This window comes from Demequina sp. NBRC 110057 (assembly GCF_002090175.1).
In the GTDB taxonomy this organism is placed as follows: domain Bacteria; phylum Actinomycetota; class Actinomycetes; order Actinomycetales; family Demequinaceae; genus Demequina.
In genome coordinates this window covers 765,463-783,353 of the sequence record NZ_BBRN01000003.1, presented here as the reverse complement: position 1 = coordinate 783,353, position 17,891 = coordinate 765,463, and the positions used below count along the sequence as shown (strand labels likewise).

Sequence of the window (17,891 nt, the reverse complement as noted above, 5' to 3'; positions counted from 1 at the left end):
CGCGGGGGTCGGACCACCACGAGTTTCGTCCACCGATCAAACGGAGAAGTAGTGCCTACGATTCAGCAGCTGGTTCGAAAGGGCCGGCACCCTAAGGCCAGCAAGACCAAGACGCCGGCCCTGAAGTCCAGCCCCCAGCGTCGTGGAGTGTGCACCCGCGTGTACACGACCACGCCCAAGAAGCCGAACTCGGCACTGCGCAAGGTTGCCCGTGTGCGCCTGTCCAGCGGCATCGAGGTCACCGCGTACATCCCCGGTGAGGGCCACAACCTCCAGGAGCACTCGATCGTGCTCGTCCGCGGTGGTCGTGTGAAGGACCTCCCCGGTGTGCGCTACAAGATCGTCCGCGGCTCGCTCGACACCCAGGGTGTCAAGGGCCGTCAGCAGGCTCGCAGCCGTTACGGCGCGAAGAGGGAGAAGAAGTAATGCCTCGCAAGGGACCGGCCCCCAAGCGGCCCATCATCAACGACCCCGTCTACGGCGCTCCGATCGTCACGCAGCTCATCAACAAGGTGCTGCTCGACGGTAAGAAGTCGACCGCAGAGGCGATCGTCTACGGCGCCCTCGAGGGTGTCGCCGAGAAGTCCGGCCAGGACGCCGTGACCGTGCTCAAGCGTGCGCTCGACAACATCCGTCCCGCCCTCGAGGTCCGCAGCCGCCGTGTCGGTGGCGCGACCTACCAGGTGCCGGTCGACGTGCGTCCGACCCGCTCGACCACGCTCGCGCTGCGCTGGCTCACCGACTTCTCGCGCGCTCGCCGCGAGAAGACCATGACCGAGCGCCTCATGAACGAGATCCTCGACGCCTCGAACGGCCTTGGTGCCGCGGTGAAGCGTCGCGAGGACATGCACAAGATGGCCGAGTCGAACAAGGCGTTCGCGCACTACCGCTGGTAGTAGCGAGCCCCCGTTCGACGGAAGACCCAAGGAGAACCACTCGTGGCACAGGACGTGCTCACGGACCTCAGCAAGGTCCGCAACATCGGCATCATGGCGCACATCGACGCCGGCAAGACCACCACCACCGAGCGCATCCTGTTCTACACGGGTGTGAACCACAAGATCGGTGAGACCCACGAAGGTGCGTCGACGACTGACTGGATGGAGCAGGAGCAGGAGCGCGGCATCACCATCACCTCCGCCGCGGTGACCTGCTTCTGGGACAAGCACCAGATCAACATCATCGACACCCCCGGTCACGTGGACTTCACCGTCGAGGTCGAGCGCTCGCTGCGCGTCCTCGACGGCGCGGTCGCGGTCTTCGACGCGAAGGAGGGCGTTGAGCCCCAGTCGGAGAACGTGTGGCGTCAGGCCGACAAGTACGACGTCCCCCGCATCTGCTTCGTCAACAAGATGGACAAGCTGGGCGCGGACTTCTACTTCACGGTCGAGACCATCGTGAAGCGCCTCGGCGCGAAGCCGCTCGTCATCCAGCTCCCCATCGGCGCTGAGAACGACTTCGTCGGCATCGTCGACCTCGTCGAGATGAACGCCAAGGTGTGGCCCGGCGACGCCAAGGGCGACGTGACCATGGGTGCGACCTACGAGACCACCGAGATCCCCGCGGACCTCAAGGACAAGGCCGAGCAGTACCGTGCCGAGCTCCTCGAGACTGTCGCGGAGTCGGACGAGGCTCTCCTGGAGAAGTACCTGGGTGGCGAGGACCTCACCACCGCCGAGATCAAGGCCGCCATCCGCAAGATGACGGTTGCCTCGGAGCTGTACCCGGTCCTGTGTGGCTCGGCCTACAAGAACCGCGGCGTGCAGCCCATGCTCGACGCCGTCATCGACTACCTGCCCGGCCCGGCCGACGTGCCCGCCATCAAGGGTGTCGACGCCAAGGACGAGTCCATCGAGATCGAGCGCCACGCCGACGCCAACGAGCCCTTCGCGGCCCTCGCGTTCAAGGTCGTGTCGCACCCGTTCTTCGGTCGCCTCACCTACGTGCGCGTCTACTCCGGTCACCTCGAGACCGGTGCCCAGGTCATCAACTCGACCAAGGGCAAGAAGGAGCGCATCGGCAAGCTGTTCCAGATGCACGCCAACAAGGAAAACCCTGTTGAGACCATCTCGGCCGGCCACATCTACGCGGTCATCGGCCTCAAGGACACCACGACGGGTGACACGCTGTGCAACCCCGACCACCAGGTCGTCCTCGAGTCGATGACGTTCCCCGAGCCCGTGATCGACGTGGCCATCGAGCCCAAGACCAAGGGTGACCAGGAGAAGCTGTCGACGGCCATCCAGAAGCTCGCCGAGGAGGACCCGACCTTCCGCGTCCGCCTCGACGAGGAGACCGGCCAGACCGTCATCGGCGGTATGGGTGAGCTCCACCTCGACATCCTTGTGGACCGTATGCGTCGCGAGTTCAAGGTGGACGCCAACGTCGGTAAGCCCCAGGTGGCCTACCGCGAGACCATCCGCAAGACGGTCGACAAGTACGACTACACGCACAAGAAGCAGACCGGTGGTTCCGGCCAGTTCGCGAAGGTCCAGATCCGTCTGGAGCCCCTCGAGGCCGACGCCGAGGTCCTGTACGAGTTCGACAACGCCGTGACCGGTGGTCGCGTGCCGCGCGAGTACATCCCGTCGGTCGACGCTGGTATCCAGTCCGCGATGGAGCTGGGCATCCAGGCCGGTTACCCGGTCGTGGGCGTCAAGGCCACGCTGCTGGACGGCGCCTACCACGACGTTGACTCGTCGGAGATGGCGTTCAAGATCGCCGGCTCGATGGCCTTCAAGGAGGCGGCTCGCCTCGCGAAGCCCGTCCTGCTGGAGCCGATGTTCGCGGTTGAGGTCCGTACTCCCGAGGAGTACATGGGTGACGTCATCGGCGACATCAACTCGCGTCGCGGCCAGATCCGCCAGATGTCGGACGCGTCCGGCGTCAAGGTGGTCGACGCGCTCGTGCCGCTGTCGGAGATGTTCGGTTACGTCGGCGACCTGCGGTCGAAGACGTCCGGTCGCGCCGTCTACTCGATGGTGTTCGACAGCTACGCGGAGGTCCCGAAGGCTGTGGCCGACGAGATCATCGCGAAGACCCGGGGCGAGTAACCCCACCGGTTGAAAATCAGGAACAATAACGACCAGTAGGGATCGCCCCCGGATGGCTTCGCGCCACGTCAGGGATTAGCATCTTTACCCAAGTCTCACTAATCAGGAGGAATACCTCATGGCTAAGGCCAAGTTCGAGCGGACCAAGGACCACGTCAACATCGGCACCATTGGTCACGTTGACCACGGTAAGACGACGCTGACTGCTGCCATCTCGAAGGTGCTGCACGACAAGTACCCCGACCTCAACCCCTTCACGCCTTTCGAGGACATCGACAAGGCTCCTGAGGAGCGCGAGCGCGGTATCACGATCAACATCGCGCACATCGAGTACGAGACCGAGAAGCGTCACTACGCGCACGTCGACGCCCCGGGTCACGCCGACTACATCAAGAACATGATCACCGGTGCCGCCCAGATGGACGGCGCGATCCTCGTGGTCGCCGCGACCGACGGTCCCATGGCGCAGACCCGTGAGCACGTGCTGCTCGCGAAGCAGGTTGGCGTTCCCTACCTGCTCGTGGCGCTGAACAAGTCCGACATGGTCGACGACGAGGAGATCCTCGAGCTCGTCGAGGTCGAGGTCCGTGACCTCCTGTCCTCGCAGGGCTTCGACGGTGACAACGCTCCCGTCATCCAGGTCTCGGCGCTCAAGGCCCTCGAGGGCGAGGCCGAGTGGGTCTCCAAGGTCGAGGCGCTCATGGACGCGGTGGACGAGAACGTCCCCACCCCGCAGCGTGACATGGACAAGCCCTTCCTCATGCCGATCGAGGACGTCTTCACGATCACCGGTCGTGGCACCGTCGTCACCGGTAAGGTCGAGCGCGGCAAGCTGGCGATCAACTCGGAGGTCGAGATCCTCGGCATCCGTGAGCCCCAGAAGACCACCGTCACCGGTATCGAGATGTTCCACAAGCAGATGGACGAGGCGTGGGCCGGCGAGAACTGCGGTCTGCTGCTCCGTGGTACCAAGCGCGAGGACGTCGAGCGTGGCCAGGTTGTGGTCCAGCCCGGCACCACCACCCCTCACACCAACTTCGAGGGTCGCTGCTACATCCTGAACAAGGACGAGGGCGGGCGTCACAACCCGTTCTACACGAACTACCGTCCCCAGTTCTACATCCGCACCACCGACGTGACCGGCGTCATCACGCTGCCCGAGGGCACCGAGATGGTCATGCCCGGTGACACCACCGACATGTCGGTCGAGCTCATCCAGCCCATCGCCCTCGAAGAGGGTCAGGGCTTCGCGATTCGTGAGGGTGGCCGCACCGTGGGTTCCGGCACCGTCACCAAGATCGTCAAGTAAGTAGTTTTTACTTCGCGCTAGCGGGGGTCCGGCTTCGGCCGGGCCCCCGCTTTCGTCTTGTCTGGGGCCGATGCCGTGTGCACCCGGTGCTAGCGTGTCCGGGTGAGAGGCATCCCCAGCTCCGTCGAGCGCATCGGCCGTTCCGTTGCGGTGTGGGATCCCCACGCCGACGTGGCGCACGCGCATCTGCTCACCGGCTCGGGCCGCTCGGGCACCACCTGGCTGCTCGAGGCCTACTCGCGGGCCGGCCGGCTGCGGCCCATCTTCGAGCCGTTCCGGCCGGACGTCGACTCGCGTTTCGAGGGCCTGCGCCCAGGCCGCTACGTGCCCGTGGACGCGCCGCACCTGCCGGGGGAGCGGGGAGTGCACGACGTCCTCGTGGGGCGGTACCGCCACCCGTGGACGGATCAAGAGGCGACCCTCAACCCGCTGGTCCCCATGCGTGGCAGGCTGGTCAAGGAGATCAGGGGCACCACCTGGACCGGGTGGATCGCGCGGCGCTACCCCGAGCTGACGGTGCTGCATGTCATGCGCCACCCGCTCGCCTCCCTCAGCTCGCAGAGCGTGCTCGGGTGGTCACCCGAGCGGTTCGCCTACATGCTGAGCCAGGACGCGCTCGTCGAGGGTCTCCTGGGCGACCTGCCCGTGCGCGACCTGGACACGACGGACCAGGCGTCGGCCCTCGTGGGCCGCTGGGCCGTCGAGAATGTCGTGGCGGCACGCACCTACGGGGGGCAGCGGTCGACGCTCATCAGCTACGACGCCGCGGTGGAGGACTCCACGGAGCTGCACGCGGGAGCGCGGGCGATGGGCATCGACCCCGCCGCGCTGGCCGACCTGTCGAAGCCGTCCCGCATGACCCATGCCAAGGGCGCCAACGCCCACGCGGGGAGCAATCGCCGCGCCTGGGTGGAGCGCATCGACGACGACACCCGCCGCAAGGCGGCCGCCGTGCTCGAAGCCTTCGGGCTGCGCGAGCCCTTCGGCGACGACGGCTCCGTCGACGCCGAGGCCCTCCGCGCGTGGTGGGCGGCTCAGGCGGCCTGAGTCAGGTCCACTCGCCGGCGGCGTCGACGGGCTCGACGAGGATCGCCACCGTGTCGTCGGTACCGCCGATGACGGTGGACGACGCCGCCTCGAGGCCGGCGGCGAGGCGTGCCTCGGAGGCTGCCACGTCGCCGGCCGACTGCCCGGGCGCGAGGCGCGCATGCGCGATCACTCCCGCGTCACTCTCGGTGAAGCCGAGCAGGGCGAGTCCCTCGTACGCGTAGTCGTCGCCTCGCCAGGAGCCGAGGCCGGCGTTCACGGCCGCATCGTCCCACCGCCACACGAGGTTGCGCGCGAACGTCCACCGGGGCCCGGCCGCCACCTCGATGGGGACGGGGAGCGGCTCGGGGGAGCGCCAGGGCGACAACCGGCTGCCACGTAGCCTCCAGGACACCGCCGCCACGGCTGCGGCGACGACGACCCCCGCGACGGGGGCCTTCCACGTCACCAGCGCAATCACGGCCGCCGTGCCGACGCCGAGGGCGACCGGTCGGCGCCTGGCGAGCCAGGCATCGGCCGCCGTGACGGGGGCCGATGCGGGGGGTGCGATGGGGGCGTACGGCACGGTGGTCGACCTCCTCGAGCCCCGGCGGGGCAGCACATGACGGATGCGGGATACCACGATATCCTGGATGGCCGCAGCACCCGGGGTGCCCGTGTTGCGGGAGTACCCCGGATCTGGCACAATATTCAGGTTGCCTATTGCGGGCAGCCGCACACCTCACCCACGTGACCCTCGAGAAATCGAGAGCGCACGGGCATGTCGAAGATAAGCGACACGCCCGAGCGCGGGGGCCGGTAGGTGGGGAGACCAAGTCGTCCGAGAGAAAAGGCAGACAACGCCATGGCGGGACAGAAGATCCGCATTCGGCTGAAGAGCTATGACCACGAGGTCATCGACTCCTCGGCCCGCAAGATCGTGGAGACGGTCACGCGCGCCGGCGCCTCGGTGGTCGGCCCCGTGCCGCTCCCGACGGAGAAGAACGTGTTCTGTGTGATCCGTTCGCCGCACAAGTACAAGGACTCCCGCGAGCACTTCGAGATGCGCACCCACAAGCGCCTCATCGACATCGTGGACCCGACGCCCAAGGCCGTCGACTCGCTCATGCGTCTCGACCTCCCCGCGGACGTCAACATCGAGATCAAGCTCTAACCCAGAGATTTAAGGACACAAAGCACCATGACTACGACTTCCAATGCCCAGCGCACCACCCGTGCGCTCCTGGGTACGAAGCTGGGCATGACGCAGGTGTGGGACGACGAGGGCCGGGTTGTTCCCGTCACCGTCGTTCAGGTTGACACCAACGTCGTGACCCAGGTGCGCAACGTCGAGCGTGACGGCTACGAGGCCGTGCAGCTCGCGTTCGGCACCGTTGACCCCCGTCGCGTCACGAACCCCCTGAAGGGCCACTTCGAGGCCGCCGGCGTGACGCCGCGCCGCCACGTGGCCGAGGTTCGGACCGCTGACGCCGCCGACTACTCGCTGGGCCAGGAGCTCACCGCAGAGGTCTTCGAGGCTGGCCAGAAGGTCGACGTCACCGGCACCACCAAGGGAAAGGGCACCGCCGGTGTCATGAAGCGCCACGGCTTTGCCGGTGTGGGCGCCTCCCACGGTGCGCACCGCAACCACCGCAAGCCCGGATCGATCGGTGGCGCCTCGACGCCGTCGCGCGTGTTCCGTGGCCTGAAGATGGCCGGTCGCATGGGTAATGACCGCAAGACCGTCCAGAACCTGACCGTTCACTCGGTCGACGCCGAGAAGGGTCTGCTGCTCGTCAAGGGCGCGGTTCCCGGTAACAAGGGCGGCGTCGTCCTCATCCGCTCCGCTGTGAAGGGTGCGTGACACCATGGCTGAGACCCAGACTGTCGACGTGCTCGACGCCGCAGGCAAGAAGGCCGGCACCGCCGACCTCCCCGCCGAGGTGTTCGACGTCGTCACCAACGTCCCGCTGATCCACCAGGTCGTCGTCGCCCAGCGCGCCGCCGCCCGCCAGGGCACCCATGCCACCAAGACCCGCGGCGACGTCGCGGGTGGTGGCAAGAAGCCCTACAAGCAGAAGGGCACCGGCCGCGCCCGCCAGGGTTCGATCCGCGCCCCCCAGTTCGCTGGTGGTGGCACGGTCCACGGCCCGCAGCCGCGTGACTACTCGCAGCGCACCCCCAAGAAGATGAAGGCCGCCGCCCTGCGCGGTGCCCTCTCCGACCGGGCCCGTGCCGGCCGCGTGCACGTCCTCCAGGGCGTCATCGCGGGCGAGACCCCCTCGACCAAGCAGGCCCTCGAGGCCGTCTCGAACCTCACCAACGGCCGCAGCGCCCTGGTGGTCCTCGAGCGTTCGGACGAGGTTGCCTTCAAGTCGCTGCGCAACTCGGCGTGGATCCACGTCATTGCGGTCGACCAGATCAACACCTACGACGTGCTGGTGAACGACGACACCGTCTTCACCGCAGGCGCGCTCGAGGCGTTCCTGGCCGGCCCGGCCACGGGCAAGTCGGCGACCGCTGTCGCCACCGAGTCCGAGGCGGAGGAGACCAAGTGAGCACCCTGAACAAGAACCCCCGCGACATCCTCATCCGTCCGATCGTGTCGGAGAAGAGCTACTCGCTCATGGACGAGGGCAAGTACACCTTCGAGGTCGACCCCCGGGCGAACAAGACCGAGATCAAGATCGCCGTTGAGCAGATCTTCAACGTCAAGGTTCTCTCGGTGAACACCATCAACCGCAAGGGCAAGACGCGCCGCACCCGCTTCGGGATGGGCAAGCGTAAGGACGTCAAGCGCGCGATCGTCACCGTCGGTGGCGGCGAGGCGCTGGACATCTTCTCGGGCCACGTGGGCTAGGTAAAGGACTCAAGCAACCATGGCTATTCGCAAGTACAAGCCGACGACGCCGGGCCGCCGTGGCTCGTCGGTCGCCGACTTCGTCGAGGTGACCCGTTCGACCCCCGAGAAGTCGCTGACCCGTCCGCTTCACAAGAAGGGCGGCCGTAACAACACCGGCCGCATCACCACCCGTCACCAGGGTGGCGGTCACAAGCGCGCCTACCGCGTGATCGACTTCCGTCGTCACGACAAGGACGGCGTTCCCGCGACCGTTGCTCACATCGAGTACGACCCCAACCGCACCGCGCGCATCGCGCTGCTGCACTACGCGGACGGCGAGAAGCGTTACATCATCGCCCCCGAGAAGCTGTCGCAGGGCACCGTGATTGAGGCCGGCCCCGGCGCCGACATCAAGCCCGGTAACAACCTGCCGCTGCGCAACATCCCGGTCGGTACGGTCATCCACGCTATCGAGCTCAAGCCCGGTGGCGGCGCCAAGATCGCCCGTTCGGCGGGCGCCTCGGTGCAGCTCGTCGCCAAGGAGGGCCGCTACGCCCAGCTGCGTATGCCTTCCGGCGAGATCCGCAACGTCGATGCGCGCTGCCGCGCGACCATCGGCGAGGTGGGCAACGCCGAGCAGTCCAACATCAACTGGGGTAAGGCCGGCCGTATGCGCTGGAAGGGCAAGCGCCCGACCGTGCGTGGTGTCGTCATGAACCCGGTTGACCACCCGCACGGTGGTGGTGAGGGCAAGACGTCCGGTGGTCGCCACCCCGTCTCGCCGTGGGGCAAGCCCGAGGGCCGTACCCGCAAGCCGGGCAAGGAGTCCGACAAGCTCATCGTCCGCCGCCGTCGTACTGGCAAGAAGCGCTAAGGAGCCTGAAGAATGCCACGCAGTCTCAAGAAGGGCCCCTTCGTCGACGACCACCTTCAGAAGAAGGTGGACGCCCAGAACGATGCGGGTACCAAGAACGTCATTAAGACCTGGTCGCGCCGTAGCGTTATCACGCCGGACTTCCTGGGTCACACCTTTGCCGTGCACGACGGCCGCAAGCACGTCCCGGTGTTCGTCACCGAGTCGATGGTCGGTCACAAGCTGGGCGAGTTCGCCCCCACCCGCACGTTCAAGGGCCACGTGAAGGACGACCGCAAGGGCCGCCGCTAAGGCGCCCGAGCGTAGGTAAGAGGAGTTACTGATGGAAGCCAAGGCGCAGACGCGATACCTTCGCGTGACCGCCCAGAAGGCTCGCCGCGTCGTGAACCTGGTCCGCGGGCAGAACGCTGTCGAGGCCGCCGCCTCGCTGAAGTTCCAGCCCCAGGCCGTCGCCGAGGATGTGCGCAAGCTCATCGAGTCGGCGATCGCCAACGCGCGGGTCAAGGCCGATGCCGCTGGTGAGCGTTTCGACGAGCGCGAGCTCGTTATCCAGTCGATCACGGTGGACGAGGGCCCGACCATGAAGCGCATTCAGCCGCGCGCTCAGGGTCGTGCCAACCGGATCCTGAAGCGTACGAGCCACATCACCGTGGTCGTCGCTCAGCCCGCCGCCGTCAAGGAAGGGGCCAAGTAATGGGTCAGAAGATCAACCCGCACGGCTACCGCCTGGGGATCACCACCGACCACCGCTCGCGCTGGTTCGCGGACTCGACCAAGAAGGGCGAGCGCTACCGCGACTACGTGGACGAGGACGTCAAGATCCGCAAGCTCATGTCGGAGGGCCTCGAGCGCGCCGGCGTGTCCAAGGTCGAGATCGAGCGCACCCGTGAGCGTGTGCGTGTCGACCTGCACACCGCGCGTCCCGGCATCGTCATCGGTCGCCGCGGCGCCGAGGCCGACAAGCTGCGCGCCAACCTTGAGAAGCTGACGGGCAAGCAGGTCCAGCTCAACATCCTCGAGGTGAAGAACGCCGAGGTCGACGCCCAGCTCGTCGCCCAGGGCATCGCGGAGCAGCTCGCCTCGCGTGTCGCGTTCCGTCGCGCCATGCGTAAGGGCATCCAGTCCGCGCTTCGCGCCGGTGCCAAGGGCATCCGTGTGCAGTGCTCGGGCCGCCTCGGTGGCGCCGAGATGTCGCGCTCGGAGTTCTACCGCGAGGGCCGCGTGCCCCTGCACACCCTCCGCGCGAACATCGACTACGGCTTCTTCGAGGCCAAGACCACCTTCGGCATCATCGGTGTCAAGGTGTGGGTCTACAAGGGCGACATGACGGAGAAGGAGTGGGCCGCCGAGCAGGCGAAGGCCCCCCGTCCCCAGCGTGGCCGCCGTGACGGCCGTGGTCCCCGTCGTGACGGTGGCCCCCGCGACCGCCAGCAGCAGTCCGCCTCCGCCCCGGCCGAGGCTCCCGCAGCCGAGGCTTCGGCCGAGGCCAAGAAGGAGGCTTAAGCATCATGCTTATTCCCCGTCGTGTGAAGTACCGCAAGCAGCACCACCCGAAGCGTTCGGGTATGTCGACCGGCGGTACCCAGGTGACGTTCGGCGACTACGGCATCCAGGCTCTCGAGCCCGCGTATGTCACGAACCGCCAGATCGAGGCGGCTCGTATCGCCATGACGCGTCACATCAAGCGTGGTGGAAAGGTGTGGATCAACATCTACCCCGACCGCCCGCTGACCAAGAAGCCCGCCGAGGTCCGCATGGGTTCCGGTAAGGGTTCGCCCGAGTGGTGGGTCTCCAACGTGAAGCCCGGACGCGTGATGTTCGAGCTCGCCGGCGTTCCCGAGGACCTCGCCCGCGAGGCCCTGCGCCGCGCGCAGCACAAGCTGCCCATGAAGACCCGTTTTGTGACCCGTGAGGGTGGTGACATCTGATGGCCATCGGTACCAAGAACCTGATGCCCGCCGAGCTCGACGCCATGGAGGACGAGCGCCTCGTGGAGGAGCTCCGCAAGGCCAAGGAGGAGCTGTTCAACCTCCGCTTCCAGTCGGCCACCGGCCAGCTGGAGAACCACGGTCGCCTCAAGGCCGTCAAGCGCGACATCGCTCGTATCTACACGATCCTGCGCGAGCGCGAGCTCGGTATCCGCACCGCTCCGTCGGCGTCGGCCGAGTAAGGAAGTTCGAGGAGTCATGGCAACCAAGAAGCACAGCACGGCGACCGCCGAGCACCGCGCGTACCGCAAGACGCGTCGTGGCTACGTCGTCAGCGACAAGATGGACAAGACCATCACCGTTGAGGTTGAGGACCGCGTCAAGCACCCCCTCTACGGCAAGGTCATCCGTCGCAACAGCAAGATCAAGGCTCACGACGAGCTGAACACCGCCGGCATCGGCGACCTCGTCGTCGTGATGGAGACCCGCCCGCTGTCCGCATCCAAGCGGTGGCGTCTGGTCGAAATCGTCGAGAAGGCCAAGTAACTAACGTTCGACCAGGCTCGGCGGGTGAGACCCGTCGAGAACCAGACGACAGGAGACACACATGATTCAGCAGGAGTCGCGGCTCCGCGTCGCCGACAACACCGGTGCCAAGGAGATCCTTGTCATCCGCGTGCTCGGTGGCTCGAAGCGCCGCTACGCCGGCATCGGTGACACCATTGTCGCCACCGTCAAGGACGCCATCCCCGGCGGCAACGTCAAGAAGGGCGATGTCGTCAAGGCCGTGGTCGTGCGCACCGCCAAGGAGCGTCGCCGCCCGGACGGCTCGTACATCAAGTTCGACGAGAACGCTGCAGTGATCCTCAAGAACGCCGACTCGGGCGAGCCCCGCGGCACGCGCATCTTCGGCCCCGTGGGCCGCGAGCTGCGTGACAAGAAGTTCATGAAGATCATCTCGCTGGCACCGGAGGTCATCTGATGGCGAAGATCAAGAAGGGCGACCTCGTTGTCGTCATTTCGGGACGTGACCGTGGCCAGCAGGGCCGCGTGCTGTCGGTGAACCCCGAGACCGACCGCGTGGTCGTCGAGGGCATCAACCGCGTCACGAAGCACATCAAGCCGGGCACCCGCCGCGACCAGCAGGCCGGTGGCATCATCACGACCGAGGCTGCGATGCACGTCTCGAACGTGATGCTCGTTGACCCGGAGACCAAGAAGGGCACCCGTGTGGGCTACCGCACGGAGGAGGTCGAGCAGGACGGCCGCACCCGCACCAAGCGTGTGCGCGTGGCCAAGCGCTCGGGTAAGGACGTCGAATGACCACCGCCACGACCCAGCCGCGTCTCAAGGAGAAGTACCGCTCCGAGATCCTTGCGGCGCTCCGCGAGGAGTTCGGTCACGAGAACATCAACCAGGTTGCCGGCCTCACCAAGGTGGTCGTCAACATGGGTGTGGGTGACGCCGCCAAGGACTCGAAGCTCATTGAGGGCGCGATTGCCGACCTCACCGCGATCACCGGCCAGAAGCCGACCGTGACCGCGGCCCGCAAGTCCATCGCGCAGTTCAAGCTGCGCGAGGGTCAGCCGATCGGCGCGCACGTCACGCTGCGCGGCGACCGCATGTGGGAGTTCCTCGACCGCCTGATCTCGATCGCGCTGCCTCGTATCCGCGACTTCCGTGGGCTCAGCCCCAAGCAGTTCGACGGCAACGGCAACTACACGTTCGGCCTCACGGAGCAGTCGATGTTCCACGAGATCGATCAGGACAAGATCGACCGCGTCCGCGGCATGGACATCACCGTGGTGACCTCCGCGACGACCGACGCCGAGGGCCGCTCGCTGCTGAAGCAGCTGGGCTTCCCGTTCAAGGAGAAGTGACATGGCGAAGACTGCCCTGAAGAACAAGGCCGCCGGCAAGCAGAAGTTCGCCGTCCGCGCCTACACCCGGTGCCAGAAGTGCGGTCGCCCGCACTCGGTGTACCGCAAGTTCGGCCTCTGCCGCGTGTGCTTCCGTGAGATGGCGCACGCTGGTGAGCTTCCCGGCATCACCAAGAGCAGCTGGTAAAACCACTACGCCACAGGTCCGCTTGAGTAGCGGAAACCACGGCGAGGAAGAGTTCAACACTCATGACGATGACTGACCCCATCGCAGACATGCTGACGCGTCTGCGTAACGCGAACGCGGCGTACCACGAGACCGTGTCCATGCCGCACTCCAAGCTCAAGGCGAACATTGCCACGATCCTGGAGCAGGAGGGCTACATCACCGGCTCGGAGACCGCCGACGCCGAGGTGGGCAAGACCCTCACCCTGACCCTGAAGTACGGCCCCAACCGCGAGCGTTCGCTCGCCGGCGTGCGCCGCGTGTCCAAGCCGGGCCTGCGTGTGTACGCGAAGTCGACGAACCTGCCCAAGGTTCTCGGCGGACTTGGCGTCGTGATTCTGTCCACCTCCTCCGGTCTGCTGACCGACCGCGAGGCCGAGAAGAAGGGCGTCGGCGGCGAGGTCGTCGCGTTCGTCTGGTAACCGGAAAGGAAGAGCACTATGTCGCGTATTGGCAAGTACCCCGTTCCGGTTCCCGCCGGAGTGGACATCACCATCGATGGCGCGGTTGTGACCGTCAAGGGCCCCAAGGGCTCGCTGTCGCACACCGTTGCCGCTCCCATCACCGTCTCGCACGGTGACGAGGGCGTCGAGGTTAAGCGCCCGGACGACGAGCGCATCTCGAAGTCCCTGCACGGCCTGACCCGCACGCTGATCGCCAACATGGTCGAGGGCGTCACCAACGGGTACGAGAAGAAGCTCGAGATTGTCGGCACGGGTTACCGCGTCGCGCTCAAGGGCTCGGACCTCGAGTTCGCGCTCGGCTTCTCGCACCCCGTCGTGATCGCGCCCCCGGCTGGCATCACGTTCACCGTCGAGGGCCCGACCAAGTTCTCGGTCGCGGGCATCGACAAGCAGCAGGTCGGCGAGGTCGCCGCCAACATCCGCAAGATTCGCAAGCCCGAGCCGTACAAGGGCAAGGGTGTGCGTTACGCCGGCGAGCAGGTTCGCCGCAAGGCTGGAAAGACGGGTAAGTAGCCATGGCTATCACTATCAAGGGCAAGGGGAAGCAGGTTCAGCGCAAGCGCCGCCACTTCCGCCTGCGCAAGAAGATCTCGGGCACGACTGCTCGTCCCCGTCTGGTCGTCACCCGCTCCTCGCGTCACATGGTGGCGCAGGTCGTGGACGACACGATCGGCAAGACCCTCGTCTCGGCGTCGACCCTCGAGGCCGACGTCCGCGCGCTCGAGGGCGACAAGACTGCCAAGGCCTCGAAGGTCGGGCAGCTCGTCGCCGAGCGTGCGAAGGCTGCCGGCATCGACACCGTGGTGTTCGACCGCGGAGGCAACAAGTACCACGGTCGCGTGGCCGCGGTCGCGGACGGCGCACGAGAGGGCGGCCTGGCCCTGTAGGGCCCGGCCGAGGAGGTATTCGTATGGCTGACAACAGCAACCGTCGCGACAACCGTCGCGGCAACGAGCCTGACAACAAGTTCATCGAGCGTGTCGTCACGATCAACCGCGTCTCCAAGGTTGTGAAGGGTGGTCGTCGCTTCAGCTTCACCGCTCTCGTGATCGTCGGTGACGGCGAGGGTAACGTCGGCGTGGGTTACGGCAAGGCCAAGGAGGTGCCCGCGGCGATTTCCAAGGGTGTCGAAGAGGCCAAGCGCAACTTCTTCCGCGTCCCCCGCATTCAGGGCACCATCCCGCACGCCGTGCAGGGTGAGGCCGCAGCGGGTGTCGTGTTCCTGCGTCCCGCGTCCCCCGGTACCGGTGTCATCGCGGGTGGTCCCGTGCGCGCCGTGCTGGAGTGCGCCGGCGTCCACGACATCCTGTCCAAGTCGCTCGGTTCGTCGAACGCGATCAACATCGTGCACGCGACCGTCGCGGCCCTGAAGTCGCTCGAGCAGCCCGAGGCGGTGGCCGCGCGTCGCGGCAAGGCCGTCGAGGACGTGGCCCCGGCCGCGATGCTCCGTGCGCAGGCAGCGGGAGTGAAGTGATGGCACGCCTCAAGGTTCAGCAGAAGAAGTCGACGATCGGCGTGAAGCCTCAGCACCGTGAGACCGTTCGGTCGCTCGGCCTGAAGCGCATCGGCGACATCGTCGTCAAGGAGGACCGTCCCGAGATCCGCGGGATGGTCAAGGCTGTCGCCCACCTGGTGACGGTCGAGGAGGTTGAGTGATGGCTGAGGAGAAGAACGCTCCCGCCGAGGCTGCTGCGGAGAAGAAGCCCGCCGCCAAGAAGCCGGCTGCTAAGAAGCCTGCCGCTTCGAAGGCTGCCGCCGAGAAGAAGCCGGCTGCCAAGAAGCCTGCCGCTTCGAAGGCGACCGCTTCCAAGGCTGCTGCCGAGGACAAGCCGGCCGTGAAGGCGACCGCCAAGAAGGCGGCCGCGAAGAAGGCCGACGCCGAGCCCGCCGCCAAGGTCACGACCCTGAAGATGCACCACCTGCGCCCCGCCGAGGGTGCGCACACCAGGAAGACCCGCGTGGGTCGTGGTGAGGCGTCCAAGGGTAAGACCGCCGGTCGCGGTACCAAGGGCACCGGTGCTCGTTACCAGGTTCCGGAGCGCTTCGAGGGCGGCCAGACGCCGATCCACATGCGCATCCCGAAGCTTCCCGGCTTCAAGAACCGCAACAAGGTCGTCTTCCAGGTCGTCAACGTCGGCCAGATCGGCGAGCTCTTCCCCCAGGGTGGAGAGATCACCAAGGCCGACCTCGTCGCCAAGGGCGCCGTCCGTCGCAACCAGCCCGTCAAGGTGCTGGGCGAGGGCGAGATCTCGGTCAAGGTGACGGTCGTGGACGCGGACAAGGTTTCGCAGTCCGCGAAGTCCAAGATCGAGGCCGCAGGCGGCTCGGTCAACGAGGGCTAGAGTCTAGGGCGGGCCGCACCACGGTGCGGCCCGCCCTATGCTTTTCTCCGGCACCCTGCCGGAACCCACTAGTGGAGGATCAATGCTGAGAGGCTTCGCCAACGCGTTCCGTACCCCGGATCTGCGCAAGAAGCTCCTGTTGACGCTGGGCATCATCGCGGTTTACCGCATGGGCGTGGCCATCCCGACGCCGGGAGTCAGCTTCGAGAACGTCGAGCTGTGCGCGAGCACCGCCTCGTCCAATAGCGCGTTCCAGATTCTCAACATGTTCTCCGGTGGCGCGCTGCTGCAGCTATCGATCTTCGCGCTCGGCATCATGCCGTACATCACGGCGTCGATCATGGTGCAGCTGCTGCGTGTGCTCATCCCTCGCTTCGAGACCCTCTACAAGGAGGGCCCAGAGGGCCAGGCGAAGCTCACCCAGTACACGCGCTACATCACGCTCGGCTTCGCCGCGCTGCAGTCCGCGTCCTACGTGACGCTCGCGCGCAACGACGTGTTCTTCCCCGGCTGCTCCTACCCGATCATCCCGAATGACTCGTGGTACGTGATCGCGATCATGATCCTCACGATGACGACGGGAACCGTCCTCATCATGTGGCTCGGAGAGCGCATCACCGAGCGCGGCGTCGGCAACGGCATGTCGCTCCTCATCTTCACGTCGATCGCCGCGTCCTTCCCGGGCGCCGCGTCGACCATCTGGAACTCGTCGGATGGCGTGCGCAACACCATCCTGGTGGCGCTCCTGGTCCTCGTGATCATCGCGGCCGTCGTCTTCGTCGAGCAGTCCCAGCGCCGCATCCCGGTCCAGTACGCCAAGCGCGTCGTGGGCCGTCGCACCCTGGGTGGCTCGTCCACCTACATCCCGATGAAGATCAACATGGCGGGCATCATCCCCGTCATCTTCGCGTCGTCGCTGCTGACGCTGCCCACCGTCATCGTCCAGTTCTCGGGCAATAACCCGGCCGACTGGGTGGTGTGGCTGCAGAACCACGTCGCCGATCCCGGCGCACCGCTCAACATCGCGCTGTACGTGATCCTGATCATCTTCTTCGCGTACTTCTACACCGCCATCACGTTCAACCCGAACGATGTCGCGGACAACATGAAGAAGTACGGCGGCTTCATCCCCGGTATCCGCCCGGGGCAGCCGACCGCCGACTTCCTGTCCTATGTGCTGTCGCGTATCACCGCGGCGGGCTCGCTTTACCTCGCGGTCGTGGCCCTGGTGCCGACCATCGCGTTCGTCGCGCTCGGGCTCGGCACGTCGATCCCCTTCGGCGGGTCGTCGATCCTGATCCTCGTCGGCGTCGGCCTCGACACGGTGAAGCGGATCCAGTCCCAGCTTGAGCAGCACAGCTACGAAGGGTTCCTCCGATAATGCGTACCGTCCTCCTCGGCCCTCCCGGAGCGGGCAAGGGCACCCAGGCCGCCCTCCTCGCCGAGCGCTACGGCGTGCCGGCGATCTCCACCGGCGACATTTTCCGCGCGAACGTCAAGGGCGAGACCGCCCTGGGCCGCAAGGCGCAGGAGTACATGTCGGCCGGCGCGCTGGTGCCGGACGAGATCACCAACGCCATGGTGCGTGACCGCCTCGCTCAGGACGACGTCAAGGACGGCTTCCTGCTCGACGGCTACCCCCGCAACCCCGAGCAGGCCGTCGAGCTCGACGGCATGCTCGGCGACCTCGGTGTCACGCTCGACGTGGCGATCGAGATCACGGCCGATGCCGACGCCGTCACCGAGCGTCTGCTCAAGCGCGCCGAGATCGAGGGCCGCGCCGACGACACCGAGCCGGTCATCCGCAAGCGCCTCGAGGTGTACGCGACGCAGACCGCGCCGCTGACCGCCTTCTACGAGGGCCGCGGCCTGCTCGTTCAGGTGGATGGGCTGGGCGAGGTGTCCGAGGTGACCGACCGCATCGTCGGCGCCGTCGAGTCCCGCTAG

The 17,891-nt window shown here is 66.5% G+C and carries 28 protein-coding genes and 1 pseudogene; 28 read left to right on the top strand and 1 reads right to left on the bottom strand.

Annotated elements, in window-relative coordinates; all coding sequences use genetic code 11:
* Positions 1 to 51 precede the first annotated feature (51 nt).
* The 5 genes from rpsL to B7K26_RS03620 all read left to right on the top strand — a co-directional run bounded on the left by rpsL (position 52) and on the right by B7K26_RS03620 (position 5,409).
* Positions 52 to 426: a 30S ribosomal protein S12 gene (gene rpsL / locus B7K26_RS03640; RefSeq protein WP_084077292.1), complete on the top strand. Its 375-nt coding sequence runs from the start codon at positions 52 to 54 to the stop codon at positions 424 to 426.
* Positions 426 to 896: a 30S ribosomal protein S7 gene (gene rpsG / locus B7K26_RS03635; protein WP_084077291.1), complete on the top strand. Its 471-nt coding sequence runs from the start codon at positions 426 to 428 to the stop codon at positions 894 to 896. The genes rpsL and rpsG overlap by 1 nt, the downstream gene beginning before the upstream one ends.
* Positions 897 to 938: 42 nt before the next feature.
* Positions 939 to 3,053, top strand: a complete 2,115-nt coding sequence (gene fusA / locus B7K26_RS03630; protein WP_084077290.1) for an elongation factor G — start codon at positions 939 to 941, stop codon at positions 3,051 to 3,053.
* A 118-nt stretch (positions 3,054 to 3,171) separates the two neighbouring features.
* The gene (gene tuf, locus B7K26_RS03625; RefSeq protein WP_084077289.1) at positions 3,172 to 4,362 is read left to right on the top strand and encodes an elongation factor Tu; all 1,191 of its coding nucleotides are present in this window, start codon (positions 3,172 to 3,174) and stop codon (positions 4,360 to 4,362) included.
* Between the two features lie 102 nt (positions 4,363 to 4,464).
* Positions 4,465 to 5,409, top strand: a complete 945-nt coding sequence (locus B7K26_RS03620) for a hypothetical protein (protein WP_084077288.1) — start codon at positions 4,465 to 4,467, stop codon at positions 5,407 to 5,409.
* 1 nt (position 5,410) lies between these two features.
* Here the strand turns inward: B7K26_RS03620 and B7K26_RS03615 are convergent, their stop codons facing one another.
* Complete coding sequence (locus B7K26_RS03615; protein ID WP_084077287.1) at positions 5,411 to 5,974, bottom strand: hypothetical protein; 564 nt, start codon at positions 5,972 to 5,974, stop codon at positions 5,411 to 5,413.
* A gap of 279 nt (positions 5,975 to 6,253) precedes the next feature.
* On the opposite strand from B7K26_RS03615, the gene rpsJ reads away from it, so the two are divergent.
* From rpsJ to B7K26_RS03500, 23 genes and pseudogenes are all read left to right on the top strand, one after another.
* Complete coding sequence (rpsJ, locus tag B7K26_RS03610) at positions 6,254 to 6,562, top strand: 30S ribosomal protein S10 (RefSeq protein ID WP_042213186.1); 309 nt, start codon at positions 6,254 to 6,256, stop codon at positions 6,560 to 6,562.
* Between the two features lie 27 nt (positions 6,563 to 6,589).
* The gene (rplC, locus tag B7K26_RS03605) at positions 6,590 to 7,252 is read left to right on the top strand and encodes a 50S ribosomal protein L3 (protein ID WP_084077286.1); all 663 of its coding nucleotides are present in this window, start codon (positions 6,590 to 6,592) and stop codon (positions 7,250 to 7,252) included.
* A 4-nt stretch (positions 7,253 to 7,256) separates the two neighbouring features.
* The gene (gene rplD / locus B7K26_RS03600; RefSeq protein ID WP_084077285.1) at positions 7,257 to 7,946 is read left to right on the top strand and encodes a 50S ribosomal protein L4; all 690 of its coding nucleotides are present in this window, start codon (positions 7,257 to 7,259) and stop codon (positions 7,944 to 7,946) included.
* Positions 7,943 to 8,248, top strand: a complete 306-nt coding sequence (rplW, locus tag B7K26_RS03595) for a 50S ribosomal protein L23 (RefSeq protein WP_084077284.1) — start codon at positions 7,943 to 7,945, stop codon at positions 8,246 to 8,248. The genes rplD and rplW overlap by 4 nt, the downstream gene beginning before the upstream one ends.
* A 19-nt stretch (positions 8,249 to 8,267) precedes the next feature.
* Positions 8,268 to 9,104, top strand: a complete 837-nt coding sequence (rplB, locus tag B7K26_RS03590) for a 50S ribosomal protein L2 (RefSeq protein WP_084077283.1) — start codon at positions 8,268 to 8,270, stop codon at positions 9,102 to 9,104.
* 12 nt (positions 9,105 to 9,116) lie between these two features.
* Positions 9,117 to 9,395: a 30S ribosomal protein S19 gene (rpsS, locus tag B7K26_RS03585; protein WP_062293970.1), complete on the top strand. Its 279-nt coding sequence runs from the start codon at positions 9,117 to 9,119 to the stop codon at positions 9,393 to 9,395.
* 31 nt (positions 9,396 to 9,426) lie between these two features.
* On the top strand, positions 9,427 to 9,798 hold the full coding sequence (gene rplV, locus B7K26_RS03580; RefSeq protein WP_084077282.1) for a 50S ribosomal protein L22: 372 nt from the start codon (positions 9,427 to 9,429) through the stop codon (positions 9,796 to 9,798).
* The gene (gene rpsC / locus B7K26_RS03575; RefSeq protein WP_084077281.1) at positions 9,798 to 10,607 is read left to right on the top strand and encodes a 30S ribosomal protein S3; all 810 of its coding nucleotides are present in this window, start codon (positions 9,798 to 9,800) and stop codon (positions 10,605 to 10,607) included. Before rplV ends, rpsC begins: the two co-directional genes overlap by 1 nt.
* A gap of 5 nt (positions 10,608 to 10,612) precedes the next feature.
* Positions 10,613 to 11,032 carry a 50S ribosomal protein L16 gene (rplP, locus tag B7K26_RS03570; protein WP_084077280.1) on the top strand — a complete coding sequence of 140 codons (420 nt, stop codon included), beginning with the start codon at positions 10,613 to 10,615 and terminating at the stop codon, positions 11,030 to 11,032.
* Positions 11,032 to 11,259, top strand: a pseudogene (rpmC, locus tag B7K26_RS03565) (50S ribosomal protein L29); the annotation flags it as partial. The gene rplP and the pseudogene rpmC, both read left to right, overlap by 1 nt.
* Positions 11,260 to 11,290: 31 nt before the next feature.
* Positions 11,291 to 11,578, top strand: coding sequence for a 30S ribosomal protein S17 (gene rpsQ / locus B7K26_RS03560; protein ID WP_084077278.1), 288 nt, complete (start codon positions 11,291 to 11,293; stop codon positions 11,576 to 11,578).
* Positions 11,579 to 11,639: 61 nt separating this feature from the next.
* A complete protein-coding gene (rplN, locus tag B7K26_RS03555) occupies positions 11,640 to 12,014 on the top strand; it encodes a 50S ribosomal protein L14 (RefSeq protein ID WP_084077277.1) in 375 nt (124 codons plus the stop codon).
* Positions 12,014 to 12,355 carry a 50S ribosomal protein L24 gene (gene rplX / locus B7K26_RS03550; RefSeq protein ID WP_084077276.1) on the top strand — a complete coding sequence of 114 codons (342 nt, stop codon included), beginning with the start codon at positions 12,014 to 12,016 and terminating at the stop codon, positions 12,353 to 12,355. The genes rplN and rplX overlap by 1 nt, the downstream gene beginning before the upstream one ends.
* Positions 12,352 to 12,912, top strand: coding sequence for a 50S ribosomal protein L5 (gene rplE, locus B7K26_RS03545; protein ID WP_084077275.1), 561 nt, complete (start codon positions 12,352 to 12,354; stop codon positions 12,910 to 12,912). The genes rplX and rplE overlap by 4 nt, the downstream gene beginning before the upstream one ends.
* Position 12,913: 1 nt before the next feature.
* Positions 12,914 to 13,099: a type Z 30S ribosomal protein S14 gene (locus tag B7K26_RS03540; protein WP_062069937.1), complete on the top strand. Its 186-nt coding sequence runs from the start codon at positions 12,914 to 12,916 to the stop codon at positions 13,097 to 13,099.
* 62 nt (positions 13,100 to 13,161) lie between these two features.
* Positions 13,162 to 13,560, top strand: coding sequence for a 30S ribosomal protein S8 (rpsH, locus tag B7K26_RS03535; protein WP_084077274.1), 399 nt, complete (start codon positions 13,162 to 13,164; stop codon positions 13,558 to 13,560).
* 18 nt (positions 13,561 to 13,578) lie between these two features.
* The gene (gene rplF / locus B7K26_RS03530; protein WP_084077273.1) at positions 13,579 to 14,115 is read left to right on the top strand and encodes a 50S ribosomal protein L6; all 537 of its coding nucleotides are present in this window, start codon (positions 13,579 to 13,581) and stop codon (positions 14,113 to 14,115) included.
* A gap of 2 nt (positions 14,116 to 14,117) precedes the next feature.
* On the top strand, positions 14,118 to 14,489 hold the full coding sequence (gene rplR, locus B7K26_RS03525; protein ID WP_084077272.1) for a 50S ribosomal protein L18: 372 nt from the start codon (positions 14,118 to 14,120) through the stop codon (positions 14,487 to 14,489).
* Between the two features lie 23 nt (positions 14,490 to 14,512).
* Positions 14,513 to 15,076, top strand: coding sequence for a 30S ribosomal protein S5 (gene rpsE, locus B7K26_RS03520; protein ID WP_084077271.1), 564 nt, complete (start codon positions 14,513 to 14,515; stop codon positions 15,074 to 15,076).
* On the top strand, positions 15,076 to 15,258 hold the full coding sequence (gene rpmD, locus B7K26_RS03515) for a 50S ribosomal protein L30 (protein WP_084077270.1): 183 nt from the start codon (positions 15,076 to 15,078) through the stop codon (positions 15,256 to 15,258). The genes rpsE and rpmD overlap by 1 nt, the downstream gene beginning before the upstream one ends.
* Positions 15,258 to 15,944, top strand: a complete 687-nt coding sequence (gene rplO, locus B7K26_RS03510) for a 50S ribosomal protein L15 (RefSeq protein ID WP_084077269.1) — start codon at positions 15,258 to 15,260, stop codon at positions 15,942 to 15,944. The genes rpmD and rplO overlap by 1 nt, the downstream gene beginning before the upstream one ends.
* A gap of 82 nt (positions 15,945 to 16,026) precedes the next feature.
* Positions 16,027 to 17,325, top strand: a complete 1,299-nt coding sequence (gene secY / locus B7K26_RS03505; RefSeq protein WP_084077268.1) for a preprotein translocase subunit SecY — start codon at positions 16,027 to 16,029, stop codon at positions 17,323 to 17,325.
* Entirely contained in the window at positions 17,325 to 17,891 is a 567-nt protein-coding gene (locus B7K26_RS03500) for an adenylate kinase (protein WP_084077267.1), read from the top strand. The genes secY and B7K26_RS03500 overlap by 1 nt, the downstream gene beginning before the upstream one ends.